The organism is Tardiphaga sp. 841_E9_N1_2 (genome assembly GCF_051811065.1).
Taxonomy (GTDB): Bacteria; Pseudomonadota; Alphaproteobacteria; order Rhizobiales; family Xanthobacteraceae; genus Tardiphaga; species Tardiphaga robiniae.
In genome coordinates this window covers 43759-57077 of sequence record NZ_JBPWQC010000003.1, presented here as the reverse complement: position 1 = coordinate 57077, position 13319 = coordinate 43759, and the positions used below count along the sequence as shown (strand labels likewise).

At 59.2% G+C, this 13319-nt stretch carries 10 protein-coding genes and 1 pseudogene; 3 read left to right on the top strand and 8 right to left on the bottom strand.

Going from position 1 to position 13319, the window contains the following annotated elements:
• From AB8A50_RS30535 to AB8A50_RS30520, 4 genes are all read right to left on the bottom strand, one after another.
• A partial coding sequence (locus tag AB8A50_RS30535) for a sulfatase-like hydrolase/transferase (protein ID WP_439080105.1) occupies positions 1-357 on the bottom strand: 357 nt, incomplete at its 3' end.
• 79 nt (positions 358-436) lie between these two features.
• Positions 437-898: a YidH family protein gene (locus AB8A50_RS30530; protein WP_439058295.1), complete on the bottom strand. Its 462-nt coding sequence runs from the start codon at positions 896-898 to the stop codon at positions 437-439.
• A gap of 14 nt (positions 899-912) precedes the next feature.
• Positions 913-1419, bottom strand: coding sequence for a hypothetical protein (locus tag AB8A50_RS30525; RefSeq protein WP_439066972.1), 507 nt, complete (start codon positions 1417-1419; stop codon positions 913-915).
• Positions 1416-2390 carry a formylglycine-generating enzyme family protein gene (locus tag AB8A50_RS30520; protein WP_439065968.1) on the bottom strand — a complete coding sequence of 325 codons (975 nt, stop codon included), beginning with the start codon at positions 2388-2390 and terminating at the stop codon, positions 1416-1418. The genes AB8A50_RS30525 and AB8A50_RS30520 overlap by 4 nt, the downstream gene beginning before the upstream one ends.
• A gap of 864 nt (positions 2391-3254) precedes the next feature.
• Between AB8A50_RS30520 and AB8A50_RS30515 the strand changes: the two genes are divergently transcribed.
• The 3 genes and pseudogenes from AB8A50_RS30515 to AB8A50_RS30505 all read left to right on the top strand — a co-directional run bounded on the left by AB8A50_RS30515 (position 3255) and on the right by AB8A50_RS30505 (position 7115).
• Positions 3255-4247: a SphA family protein gene (locus tag AB8A50_RS30515; protein WP_439065967.1), complete on the top strand. Its 993-nt coding sequence runs from the start codon at positions 3255-3257 to the stop codon at positions 4245-4247.
• Positions 4248-4392: 145 nt separating this feature from the next.
• Positions 4393-4720, top strand: a pseudogene (locus tag AB8A50_RS30510) (IS5 family transposase); the annotation flags it as partial.
• 916 nt (positions 4721-5636) lie between these two features.
• Complete coding sequence (locus AB8A50_RS30505) at positions 5637-7115, top strand: PAS domain-containing protein (protein ID WP_439080104.1); 1479 nt, start codon at positions 5637-5639, stop codon at positions 7113-7115.
• Between the two features lie 574 nt (positions 7116-7689).
• On the opposite strand, the gene AB8A50_RS30500 is transcribed toward AB8A50_RS30505, so the two are convergent.
• The 4 genes from AB8A50_RS30500 to AB8A50_RS30485 all read right to left on the bottom strand — a co-directional run bounded on the left by AB8A50_RS30500 (position 7690) and on the right by AB8A50_RS30485 (position 12718).
• Positions 7690-7896, bottom strand: a complete 207-nt coding sequence (locus AB8A50_RS30500) for a hypothetical protein (protein WP_439066007.1) — start codon at positions 7894-7896, stop codon at positions 7690-7692.
• A 43-nt stretch (positions 7897-7939) separates the two neighbouring features.
• Positions 7940-8332 (bottom strand): response regulator, encoded by a 393-nt coding sequence (locus tag AB8A50_RS30495; RefSeq protein ID WP_439066975.1) that lies wholly within the window; start codon positions 8330-8332, stop codon positions 7940-7942.
• A gap of 192 nt (positions 8333-8524) precedes the next feature.
• Entirely contained in the window at positions 8525-8683 is a 159-nt protein-coding gene (locus AB8A50_RS30490; RefSeq protein ID WP_439066005.1) for a hypothetical protein, read from the bottom strand.
• Positions 8684-9502: 819 nt separating this feature from the next.
• Positions 9503-12718 (bottom strand): autotransporter outer membrane beta-barrel domain-containing protein, encoded by a 3216-nt coding sequence (locus AB8A50_RS30485; protein ID WP_439066976.1) that lies wholly within the window; start codon positions 12716-12718, stop codon positions 9503-9505.
• Positions 12719-13319 lie beyond the last annotated feature (601 nt).

Genomic DNA, 13319 nt, shown 5'->3' with positions numbered 1-13319 from the left:
ATCGCCCAGATGGTTCTTGCCGATCTGCGCTGTCGCATAGCCGAGGGGTTTAAGGAATTCGGCGATGGTCGGATCCGAGTCCTGCAGGCCCTGTTTCGCCGCCGGCAATCCGACTTTCAATAGTCCCGTCCGGAACGGCGTCTGCCCCGTGATGAATGCCGCGCGTCCCGCAGTGCATGACTGCTGTCCGTAGTAGTCGGTGAAGAGCGCGCCCTCGCGCGCGATACGGTCTAGGTTCGGAGTGCTGCCACCCATCATGCCCCGGTGATAGGCGCTGATGTTCCAGATGCCGACGTCGTCGGCCATGATCATGATGATGTTCGGCTTGCTGCTTTTGGCCATTCGATCAACTCCCATTCTTACATCTGTCGAATTCGAGGTCGCTTCTGGTCTCAAACTGATTGTCGTCTCGACGGGACGCGTCGGCGCTCCACTTTCAACCGAACGGCCCGACCTGGAACATCATGCTGACGATGGCGGCGATGCCGATGAACAGCAGGATTACCGCGGTGATCAGTGTCAGCGACACCGGAAAGCCGCTCTGGGCGTGGATCAACCCGTCGGCAGCCATCATCTTCCGCTCTTCACGCAGTTGGACCATGAACTGCAGGTGATAAATCAATCCGCCGATCAGCATCAGGATGCCGAGCGCCACCAGCGTCACGCCGAAATTGCGCGCGGGAGCGCCGTGCGTGATCACGTTCTGGTCGCGCAGTTTCTCGAACACTTGCGAGATCGTGAAGCCGAACGAAATCAGCGACAGCGATGTCCGGATAACCGACATCAGGGTCCGATCCGCGCTCATCCGGGTGCGCTGAAACGACATGCCGGTCCGGCGCGACGACAGTTCGACCGAAATCTGGTCGGCGGGGGACTTGGAGGACACGCTTTCGATCATCGAACGTCCTTGTTTTACAGAGCCGAGCCCGTACCTCGCGCGTACCACCAACGAGCAATCAACTCGACGATCCACCGGAAGACGAAATATGGAATGACAGCGAGCATGATCGCCATCATCAGCGCTTCTACCGGGTAGAAACGGTCGAGCACTTTAAATTGGTAGATCACGTCCATGCTGATGCCGAGCAGCACGATACGCGCGACGGATGTTACACCTTCCCGCAGCCGCCCCGTGGACGCGTTACGGTCCCGCCACGCTGACCAAAAGAACGAGCGGTGGCCGAGCCGCGCATCGCGGATGCCGTCGGGGAGTGCCGCCAGCAGCGCCATCATGGGCTGCAGATAGAAGCGGAACGTCATCGGTCCGTGGAGGCGCTCGAAGATGTCCACCCAGAACCGACGATGGATTTCCATCGACCACCCGTATCGGTAGGCGCCGAGCAACAGGAGGACGACGGACAGTACGATGGCGGCTGAGGTCAGGCGGCGCGCGAACGCTGAAGTAGGAGCAGCCGTCATGTCATGCCCCGCACGACACAGCGAAATCCCAGATGGCTGGTCGATGTGTCCACCTGCTCCGCATGGCGCGCCGCCGGCCGGTAGCGTCGGCAATAATTCGGCGCGCACAAATGCGACCCGCCCTTGATGACCTTGCGTGGGATCCTGATGTCGGGCTGGGCCGGGTCGTAGCTGCCCTCTTCCCGAGCGCCGCGCGGGTTTTCTGGAATGCAGCAAGCCTTGGGCGCATCAGCTTCGTGCTTCGGCGCATACCAGTCTGTCGTCCATTCCCAAACGTTGCCGACCAGGTCGTGTACGCCGTAGCCGTTCGGCGGAAACGCCGTCACCGGCGAGGTGCGCTCATATCCGTCCGTGTTCAGGTTCTGACGGGGAAACTCACCTTGCCAGGTGTTGGCCATATGGACGCCGTCCGGCGTGAACTCGTCGCCCCATGCGAATTCAGCACCCTCGAGACCGCCGCGCGCCGCGAATTCCCATTCGGCCTCGGTCGGCAGGTCCTTGCCCGCCCACTGCGTGTAGGCCAAGGCATCGGCGAACGACACATGCACGACCGGATGATGATCGAGGACGTTGATGTTGCTCTTCGGTCCGTAGGGATGACGCCAATCGGCCCCCTTTAGGAACTGCCACCATTGGCTCCAGTCGCGCAGATTGGTCACACTCTGCTGCGGCGCAAACACCAATGAACCTGCGTACAGCATGTTCGGCAGCGCACCCGGATAGTCCTTCGGGTCCGGCGGAATTTCGGCAGACGTCTTGTAGCCGGTCGCTCTGACAAACGTCTTGAACTGGCGGTTTGTCACCGGCGTCCGGTCGATCCAGAAGCCCTCCACCTTAACTCGGTGAACAGGTGTTTCCTCTGGATAGTGGTCATCGGATCCCATGCGGAATATGCCGCCCGGAATCCGGACCATGTCCGAGACGTCGACCGGCCGTTCAATCTCTTCCGGAGCGGCGTCCGACAGTGTCATGACAGGCTGCTCCCGGCATTTATCGGCAATAGTCCCAGAAACCTTGGGTCCGCGATGAGTCCGTGTAGTACCAACACATGCCAGGCGCCGGAGGAGTGCCGGCCCAGGCCGCAGCGGTCGCGGCCGTCACGACTCCAATGGCCGCGCCTGCCGCTATCGCACCGCCTCTGGGCCAGCCGTAAGGACGAACCCACCGAACTCCGCCGCCGGCATATCCTGGGCGCCCCACGGCTCCTGCGCGAACAACCGTTCTACTATGATACACGCCGCCTCTCGGACCGACCGCCGTCCTGGTGCGCACTGCAACACGCCCTCGCGCACGCACCTGCGTTATGTCACCGTAATTGCGAACCTGCTGCTGGAGTTCGACGCCTGGGCTGAATGCAAATGCGGCGGGTGTGACATTCCACGCAACGCATGCGCAAGAAATACCGACCGCATATGTCGATTTGCGGAAAAGTTGGAGCAGCCTGTAGCTAGTAGGAAGAATATGGTTCACCACGAAAGAATGCATGTTGGACCCTTTCAAGCTTCGGAAGCCCTGGGAACACTGCTTTATCCGCGACAGGCGCGGACATCTTCAGGTTGCTACACTCTGCCCGTATTATTTCGGCCGTCAATGGGCAATGATACTTCGCTATTATGACGATACCCGCCTGCTCTCATGTCCGTAACTTTTATGCGCTATTGAAGACCTGAACACTCACGCGAATTCTAATCAATGTCCTGACGGTTTATATGTGACGAGCGGATGATCGCGTCGCCGCCAGAGTGGGACATCTGTTGTAATAGCGACGGAGCTGTGATCAGATTGCGCGAATATAATCTGCCAATATCAGTTCACTTTCGTGCTGCGGGTGACAGATGCGACGTGATTTTTGTGCAGCTCTTGCGTTGATCGCGATCTCGATTGTTCCCCGGCCATCGATTGCCGCCGAAGGCGGAACTGGCGCTTATCTACTCGGAACAAGAGGTCCCGGCGCTGGATTCACTCCTCCGCCTGGCGTCTATTTTCAAGACGACACATATTTCTATAGCGGAAAACTGGGCGCCGGCAGAACCTTGCCCACGGGCGGTCTTCTTGTCGCAAATGTGTCGCAGCAGACGTGGATCAACCTCCCGACAACGATCTGGGTGACGCCGGCCAAGATCCTTGGTGGCGATCTGGCGTTCTCATTGACCACACCATTTGGAGAGCCAAGGGTAAGTGCTAATCTCTTGGTGAATTCGCCGCGCTTCGGACCGATCGGCGTCAACGCAGTAGATTCCGAACTGGCTCTCAGCGACTTCTTCATCAATTCCTTCGTTGGCTGGCATTCCGGAAATTTCCACTGGCAAGTCGGTGTCGGCGGCGTGATCCCATCCGGGACTTACGTACCCGGGCAGCTCTCGAACGCGTCGCTGAACCGCCCGGCCATTGACGTCTTCACAGCGCTGACGTGGCTCGATCCGACACTGGGCTGGGATCTCTCCGCAAGCGCGGGCTTCACGTTCAATCAGCCGAACACCGCTACGGACTACAAGAGCGGCGACGAATTTCACCTTGAATGGGCAGCGACGAAATACATTTCCAAGGAATTCACACTTGGCCTAGTCGGCTATTATTATCAGCAGTTGACCGCCGATTCCGGAAGCGGCGCTCGCCTCGGATCATTTGAAGGGCGCGTGGTTGCGCTCGGCGGATCGATCGGCTACACATTTGAAGTCGGCAAGCTTCCCATTTCAACGCGCCTCAAAGTCTTCCGCGAATTTGCGGTAGAAAATCGGATGGAGGGCACATCCGGCTTTCTCACAGTGTCCCTACCGATCGCAATGGACGCGAACGTTCCCGCCGGTGCGATCAAAACGAAGTTCTGAAGAGTTGTGGGATCGACCAGCACGTAGGGCGTCTGATTACTGGACCTACGGCCGAGGCCTTGGCATGTAGTTGAGATTGAACCAGTTCGGTTCAGACGCCGGTTAGGTTCAATGTCTGCAAAGAGTCAATCGCGACGGCGTGACGGTGCCGAGGGTGGACGACCGACGGGTCCTCAACGGCACCTTCTGGAAATTTGCGGTCAGGAGCGCCATGGCGCGATCTGCCAGAGTCCTTTGGGCCTTACACGACCTGCTACAACCGGTTTGTGCGTTGGCGGACATCTGGGACTTAATCATGGAGGCCCTCGAAGAAACTCATGATGGCTGTGTCCAGATGATCGACACCTCCATTGTCCGCGTACATCAGCACGGCGGTTGCGCGGGTGGGGCCGAAACAAGGCTGATGGGCCAGTCGAGAGGTGGGCTGACGACCAAAAATACACGCTTGCGTCAATACCAATGGAATGCCGGTGCGGACTTGAACTGACGACCGGCGAGGCCCTGCTCTGCACAGACCGGGACATCTCGGCTTTGTTGCAACACCGGATTTTTCGAACCAAAAGGGAGTGTTCGGCGACCTACCATTTTGGCGCGAGCGCGAACCTTGTTGAAGATCGACACACGAAATGCCTGGCAATGCTGGGTCGTGCGACCCCTCATTTTCGGACTGCCATTGCCTATCGTCGCGGCATGGTGCGATCTGCAGCCATCTTGGAAGCTGATGGCGTGGACGTTTTTCAGCATAGTTTGGTATGGAGCGACCGACCGCATCGATGCGAGACCAAACGATGGTCGACAGCAGCCAAAGCCACCAGCCACACTCTTAACGAGGGCTCAGATTGCAGAATTGGCCAAAAGCAGCCGTCCCGACTAAGGGCTGAGATGCTTCGATTTGCCCGCAAGCGCCGCTATAAAGTCTGCGCGGCGCTATCTTCCCGCCCCTGATAGCCGCCGGATGACATCTCCTTTGCGCGCACCGGGACATTTCAACTTTGTTGCAACAGCGCGCATTCGCCGTTCGCACGTTATGGAAGGCCGAACTTTGCGGCTTGCGCAATCGCGGCACCAGCGCGCACTGAGCCTTTCAGTGCGCGCCCATGTGCGGGAGCCACGAGACACGCAACGCGCCGAATGGGCCCATCATAGCGATCCGAATAGGAGACCAGCGACCTTCCGAAGGACTTGGCGGACGAAAGGAAAGTGTCAGCGCCGCGGAAGCGGTCGCCTCAGGCCAAAGCGGCCAAAGTCGATGAGGTGGAGTCGCTATTGAGACCGGCTTTAGCCATTTCCCACTTGTGTGAACACGCCTAAAATGGTGAGGGATAGCTGTGTTCCGCTGAATTGGAATAGGTCCCAACAGCATCAAGGGGGGTGGCCGTGAGGGGCTTGGTGTCTGACGAACCTTTCCCGTTCGGCGGCGGTGAAAACGGCGCTCTTATTCGTGCGCTTGATTGGTCCGACACCGGTTTGGGACCAATCTCCGAGTGGCCCGAAAGCTTGAAGACCACGGTCAGCGTATTGCTGCGTTCCCCGGTTCCCATTGTGCTCCTGTGGGGACCGGACGGCATCATGATTTACAATGACGCCTATTCTATTTTTGCCGGAGGACGCCATCCCCTCCTGTTCGGGTCAAAGGTCCGCGACGGTTGGCCGGAGGTGGCCGACTTCAACGATAACGTGATGAAGGTCGGCTTGAGCGGGTGTACGCTGTCATACCGCAACCAAGAGCTTACCCTTCATCGTTCAGGCGTCCCTGAGCAGGTCTGGATGAATCTCGATTACAGCCCAGTGTTGGGCGAGGATGGTCGTCCGGAAGGCGTTTTCGCCATTGTCGTGGAAACAACGCAACAGGTGTTGGCAGAGCGAGCGTTAGGCATCGCGGAGGAGCGACTACGACAAGCTCTGAACGCTTCTGGGATGGTAGGTACGTTCAGTTGGCATGTACAGTCCGACACCTTCTATTCCGACGCGCGATTTGCTGAGATGTTCTCGGTCGATTCCGCCAAAGGAGACAAAGGTGCTCCGTTGTCGGAGTATCTAGCTGGCATTCATCCCGAGGATGTTCGGCGGATCGCCGATGCCGTGAACCACGCTGTCCTCACCCAGGAAAAGTATGTTCAAGAATATCGGCTTCTTCAGAAAGACGGGAGTATCCGCTGGGTCGAGATGCGCGGCGAGTGCCTCTACAGCGAGAATGGTAAGCCGGACCGCTTCGTTGGTGTAGTGATCGACGTGACCAATCAGAAGAACGCACAAGAACGTCAACGTTTGCTCGCTCGCGAAGCGGATCACCGAGTAAAGAACATTTTCGCCAATTTCCACGCAATGATTAGTCTGAGTGCACGGAGTGCCGGAAGCCCAAAGGAGATGGCTCAAGCTCTTCGTGGCCGATTGGACGCGCTGTTGCGAGCCAAGGATCTTGTCCGTCCAGGTATCATGGGTACTGAGCACGAGAGCGAGCAGACAACGATGGACGCGCTGGTGCGCACAGTGTTGCAGCCTTATGAAGATGGCTCGCCTGACCGCATCGTCATAAGCGGACCCAACGTGCCAGTGGGAGCAAGGGCCGTGACGGGCCTTGCTTTAGTGTTGCACGAGACGGCGACGAATGCGGTCAAGTACGGGGCCCTGTCTCGGCCGGATGGTTCGATCCATGTCACATGGAACGCGAGCGGTGACTACTTCAGTCTAGACTGGGACGAAACTGGCGGTCCCGAAATTAATATAACACCGCAGACGCGCGGCTTTGGTAGCACTCTCATCGACCGCAGTGTGACCGGAGAACTGGGAGGTCGGATCGAGCATGACTGGCTGAGAAACGGTCTTAGGCTAAAGCTGAGCATTCCGCTGCAACGCCTTTTAGTTTGAACTTGCATAGCCGATCGCCACCTGATCGAAGGTCCGCTTCGCACCCAGAAGCTGCCACAGCGGGTTATCGGTGTCGTCGATCCTCGATAGCACCCTTGGCTCGCAGATCGGCCCTTATCTTGCGTACGCCTGGCAGCTGAATACCCAAATCGTACGCCTTCCTTTTGACTGACGTAATGGGCCGGTCGAGCGCTGCTGCAGCACGTAGAGCAGACGCTCCGCTGTCGACCAGTGCTTTCAGCTTGGCAACGTCTTCCGTGTCCCACTGCTTCGCAAGGAGTCGCCTGCCCACGGCTATTTCTCCAGCGGCCGAAGCTCACCCTTCAACCAGCCTGCGGCTTGGATCGCGGGATCTGGCTCAACGGCGGTATTGATGAAGCTGCACTTCGGGCATCCGTAGGAATGCACAACGAAGCCCTTTTCCGGCAGAGAGCATCTGATCCAGTCAGTGGTGGCTCCGCAATTTGGACATGGTGGTGTTCGGGTGCGCGGCATGGCAGCACGTCATCAATTACAATATCCGCCCTACATAATATTCTTCAAACAAGTTGCTATCAAGGGAGGCAGAGCTCGCTCAGATCGAGGGAGCGCGCTCAATTCTGTTTTGGAACAGCGAACGCGGAACAACTTTAGAGCGAAGCGCTGCCGCTAACATTTTGCAGACGCACATCGGTTCACCTTTAACGGTAGTGCATCTGCATGTATCGCCGTATGCAAATTTGATCAGCCTGTCGATGTCGCGATCGGCGATAGCTGCTTCAATCTGATCGCTATAGGTCATGAAAATCTCGGCTGCAAACATCGTAAATCTAAGGAGAAGCGTATCAAGAAGGGTTTTGGCCGCCAATGTTGAGAAGTTGCGCTACCGCTGTCAAAAGCTGAGCAGGCGCAAAGGGTTTGGTCAGAAGCACGCTGTTCGGTACTCCTTGGGAGCTCCATTCCGCGGCACTATCGCCGGTCATATACACGACCGCCAGTTCAGGGTCGACCGATCTCGCATGCCTGGCCACATCCCACCCTGATAGCGTGCCGCGACCTAATTTTATGTCAGTCACAAGCGCGCGATATTTTGATCCGGAACTGCCGAGTAGCCTGACCGCTTCTTCGCCGGTGTCAGCCAGGACGACTTTGAATCCGCCGTCATCCAACGTCTCTTCGACTATGTTTCGGATCAGCTCTTCGTCTTCAACGAGCAAGATTACTGGAAGGTCGTCCACTGATGCGCCCCCTTGACTGTCGGAGGCGACGGTCGCGCTACAATTGATGCGGAGCCGAAAAGTTCCAATAAACCTTCGATGCTTAGCCGCCCTAGTAATGGAAAGATTGGTCTGAATTGACGCGAGTTGAGCAAAAGCGAGGTGGGATGACGGCAGACCGGTCGCATTGCGATACGGTAAACTGCCCAGCGATCACTTAAACTCGCGCGCTATTTTTTCCTTGATGTCAGTACGGCAACGCTCGGCCTCGCGATAGTAGTCAGCCCGAGTAACAGAGTCTTGTGTTTCTCGAGCAAGCGCCGTTAGACGCCGCATCTCTTGGACCGGTGTTTCGCGAATTTTGATTTTCATGTTTACCTCGTCACGGCGCCTCCGGGGTGACGTGGGTCAAGTCACCAATTGAGGATAATTTCCCCCAGCGGCGCCGAGCCTGACCGGTCCGAAGGGGGTGTGCCGGAGATGGCCTGCTAGAAGACGTCGGCATCGACCTTGCCAACGGCCCTGCGCTATTTCCTATGCCTTAATCGGCAGTCAATGTTGGGCTGCGGTTCTCCAGTGCAGCAAACAGCCTTTCAGAAGCTGACCCTGATCTGCACTCCCCCGATGCGGTCGGCGTTGGCGGAAAGGTCTCCGTCAAGGTGGAGACCAAGCCGGATATGTTCGCTGAGGCGGGCGCTGATGCCGGCGGGGATAAGCGTGCTGTTGTGATCGGCGGCGCTCCGCCGTCGCGATAGCGGCTCAAAAGCCGATAAGTCTGCCGTGGCGTGACGTTCATTAGCCCAGGCGCAGCCGCAACCGTCAGCCTGTTACTGTTCAACCGTGCGAGAACATCAAGACGGTTTAGCTCGCGCTTGTTCATCAACACCACGCTCATCGAAACGACAGCCTCCAGCGTTCCCAAAAGGACAGGAAACTGACATCTGAACTTTGCTCAGTGCTGACATTCTAGCTTTGCTGCTACACGAGGCATTCGTCCTTCGAGTGTTATGGAATGCACGGCTAAGGATACGGTCCGAGATTATTTTGGCGCGGTCCTACTGCGGCAGCTCAGCGGCGAAAACAGGCGGAGCGTTTTCGCCGAGCCAAGGGACGGAAGCGCTCCGGGGCAGGCTGCCCGATCTAGCCGTAATTTGGCAATGCGGTGGGAGCCCGCGAAGCGGGCTGCTAGCGCTACCAGGCGTAACGCACCACCCCCTTGCCCGCGTAGCTGCGGCTGACGTCGGAGAATTCGCCATCGAAGGTGGCCGCGACCGACCAGCCGCCTTTGAAGGACATTTCAGCCGAGGCCGAAGTCAGCGCCGCATTGTGGGCAGCGCGGGCGCCGTTCACGGTGAAGGTCGAACCGGGCAGCGACTGGAACACGGCGCTGACGTTGCGGTCGTTGTTGTAGTCATGCGCCCATGCGGCACGGCCGCGCAGCGTGAGAAGCGCATCGTTGACGGCGAAGGACTTGTCGCCGCGCAGGCCGAGTTCGGTGCGCGTCGAGGTCACGGTCTTCGCCGCGTAATTCAGAGCGAAGCCGCCGGCTCCGTTGGCGGATGTTTCCGAGTAGCCCGGCAGGTCGAACGCCGTGACCTGCATCGCCGCATAGGGCGTTACGCCGATGCCACCCAACGTCGGCATCAGCCAGCGATTGCCGCCTTCGATACGGCCCGAATACGCATTGGCGCTGAAGTTTGCGCGCAGGCGTTCGGTGCCGACAGCCGTGATCAGACGATCGGTGCTGATATCCTGCCAGCCATAGGCTGCGGTCGCGGTGATGTAGGACGACGCGAAGCTGTGGCGGACGAACGCGCCGGCCTGGAATAGATCGGACCGGCCATTGCCGCCATTTGCTACCGAGAAACTGGTGCCGCCACCGGCAAGCGCGAAGCCGGCCACGGTCGACGGCGAGAACCAGTAGTCGGCGCCGACGGCAGCGCCGGCGATGTTGCCGGTGGTGCGGTTCGAGCCGAGGGCCGTATTGCCATCGGTGGTGCGCGAACCGCCGAAGCCGGCGGCCCACGCGTTCCAGCGTGCCTCATAGGCGCGCGGCGGCGCCTTGGTGAACATCGCAAAGGCATCCCGCTCACCGCGCGAGCGCTTGCGGCCGTCCGGCGTATAAGCGAGCGCGTCGTCGTCGGCAGCGAAAGCCGAAGCACCCGGTGCAGTGCCGCCGCGGCCAGCGGTGAAGGGATCCGACATCACGCCCATGAACTGGGTCATGGCATCGAAGGTGGTCTGTTGCGCGCCGGTGATGGTCTCGCCCGAGATTTGCGTCAGGGCATTGAGGAGATTGTTGCCGGTCAGCACGAAAAGCCCGTTGAACGACGCAGGCATGATCGCACCGGCCTCGAGCGCGTTGTCGATTCCGGTGGCGACGTTCCTGTGGTTGATCGAGGCATTACCGGGCAGGCTCGGGTTGAGCAAACCGGGATCGAGGGTCAGCAGCACGTCGTTGCCGACATAGCTCAGCCGTGCATTGCGGCCGAAATTATTGGTCAAGGAAGCGCTGTCGAATGTGCCACTGAGCGTGCCCGCATTGAAGATCGTATAGGTCGTGGTGGATGCGAGACGCGCCAGCGGATCGACACTGACCTTGCCGGCGATGGTGGCTGTACCCGTCACGATCGTCTTGTCCGACAACGTGCCGGAGACCTGCACCAGATAGGTCGAGGCCGCGGTCATGGTCAGGCTGCCGATGGTGAGCGTGCCGATGGAATTGCCGGGCGCCAGCGTGCCGCCATTAATGACGGTGCCGCCGAGCACACCATTGCCGCCGAGTATGCCGCCGGCATTGACCGTGAGCAGGCTGGCGGCAGCGAGATTGCCGTTCACCGCGAGCGTGCCGCCATTGACGTTGACGGAGCCGGTATAAAGCGACGTACCGGTCAGCGACCACAGCGAGCTGTCGATCTTGTTGAAGGTAGTGAATCCGACATATTGAAGTGCTGGGTCCAAGCCGAGCTGCGAGATATCGAAGCTTCCGGTGCCGGTACCACCGAGCTGCAATGTGTTGCTGCCAACGGGAGCGAGGACCTGGCCTGAGATGACGGAGGTTGGCGCCAGCGTGAGCGTGTTGCCGCCGCTTTGGAAAAGCATCGCTGCGCCGAAGAACAAGGGGTCGGTGCCGCCGCGGATGGTGCCAGCGTTGAAGATCGACACGCCGGTGCTTGAGACATCTCCGTAAATCGCGACCCCAGCGGCGCTGATACTTGCTCCCGCGTTGTTGACAAGCTGCAGTCCGCCGCCGACAACGGCAATGCCGGAGCCGCCTGATGAAATCGTTCCGAAATTGGTGAGGGACAGGTTCGCAGCAGTGATGGCGGTATCGGGGAAGCTCGCGGAGATACTTGCGCCGGCGTGATTGACCAGCGTGCCACTCCCGAAGACTCTGTTGATGATGCCGAAATTGTTGGTATTCAGCACGCCGCCCAACAGCCCGATCACGCCCGTTTCCGTATTGAGCACCGTGCCTGTCGCGCCGCTGACCCCACCGAGATATCCGGAATTCTGCGCGACCATATCGGCCCCCGCGATGACGTTGCCGTTGATCGTTGCGCCGGCCCGGTTGATCAGCGTCAGATTACTTTGAGAGGAGGCGGCTACCGTGCCCGCGCCTCCGACCGTAATGGTTCCTGAATTGTCGAGATTGAGCGAACCACCACGCCCGAATATTCCGATTGTCGGACCGGAAATGACACCGCCAGCCCGGTTGATCACCGTGCCGCCGTTGAGGACATCGATGCCGGCCGTGGTCGTGCCGGTGATGCTTCCGGCATTATCGAGGGTAATGCCGCCGTTGGTCGAAACGACGCCGTTGGCACCTGAGATGACACCGCCGGCATGATTGGTCACCGTCACGTCGGAGGCCGCACTGATGCCGTTACCGGTCGTTCCGGTGATGCTTCCTGAATTGTCGGCGTTGACGGCGCCGCTGGTCGAAGCGACGCCGTCAACTTGACCGGAGATGGCGCCAGTCGCGTGATTGGTCAGCGTCACGCCGGTGGCCGCGGTGATGGCAGTCCCGTTCGTGCCGGTGATCGAACCCTCATTGGTCACAGCGAGAGAGCCGGTTGCGCCGACGATGCCGTTCGTCCAGCCCAGGATCGTGGAGCCGACACCGTTGTTGATCACGGCATCGCCGACCCAGATGCCGTGACTGGCTCCGAGCGTTGATCCCTGCACCGACGCGTTATTGAGGACGTTGATCGTGATGCCCGTTTGATTGCCGGTGCCGTAGCCATTGGGCGAATTCTGTTCGGTGGTCGTCAGGTCGCAGGTCACCGTCGTGCCCGGCGCAGGTGTGGTTGCATCGACGGCGCCAGGCGTACATGCGGCTTGCGCCAGTGTTGCCGTGGTGATTGTCACGCCGACCACCAGAGCCGCGCCCGTAGCGCGCTGCATCAACCGCTGTCCCCGACCAAACTGCACGTTCGCCCCCATCGATTTCACGCCTGCGGCGCATGTCACGATGGAGTTCAACAACGGACCGGGGCACCTCCACAACCATTAATAATGGCTTCTGCCCAAAACATGTGATGCAAGTGTCTGAAAGAGCTCACTTTCTAACAATTACTCGACAATTCAAGAACAATGCCGCAACACTCCACACGCGATGCGTGTAGCAGATAGAAGGCGTGAAAATACCGATATGTCGTTGTTGTGCATGCTTGACGGAACCTCGGCTCGATTCGGCATCGACCCGCGCTGACACACGCAACAGGGTGGCACCGCCCTGACCGCGTGCGTCCGTCAGCTGAACCTTGTCGCAGTCTATGCGGCCATCGCCTTTGTCGGCGCCATCGTGCTGCATGTGCTGTGGGGCCGTGCTTATCCCCGTTATTGCGAGCAGCGAGCGCCGAGCAACAGAACCGGCGGCGGCCTTCCTGTCGACTTAGAACCAAGTGCGCAGGACAACTGGCCGCATCCTGACGGTGGCGCATCCAGACGGTGGCAGGGTAAAGAGTAGATAAGCGCAGAATCGTCCGTTGCGAAACCGATGCTC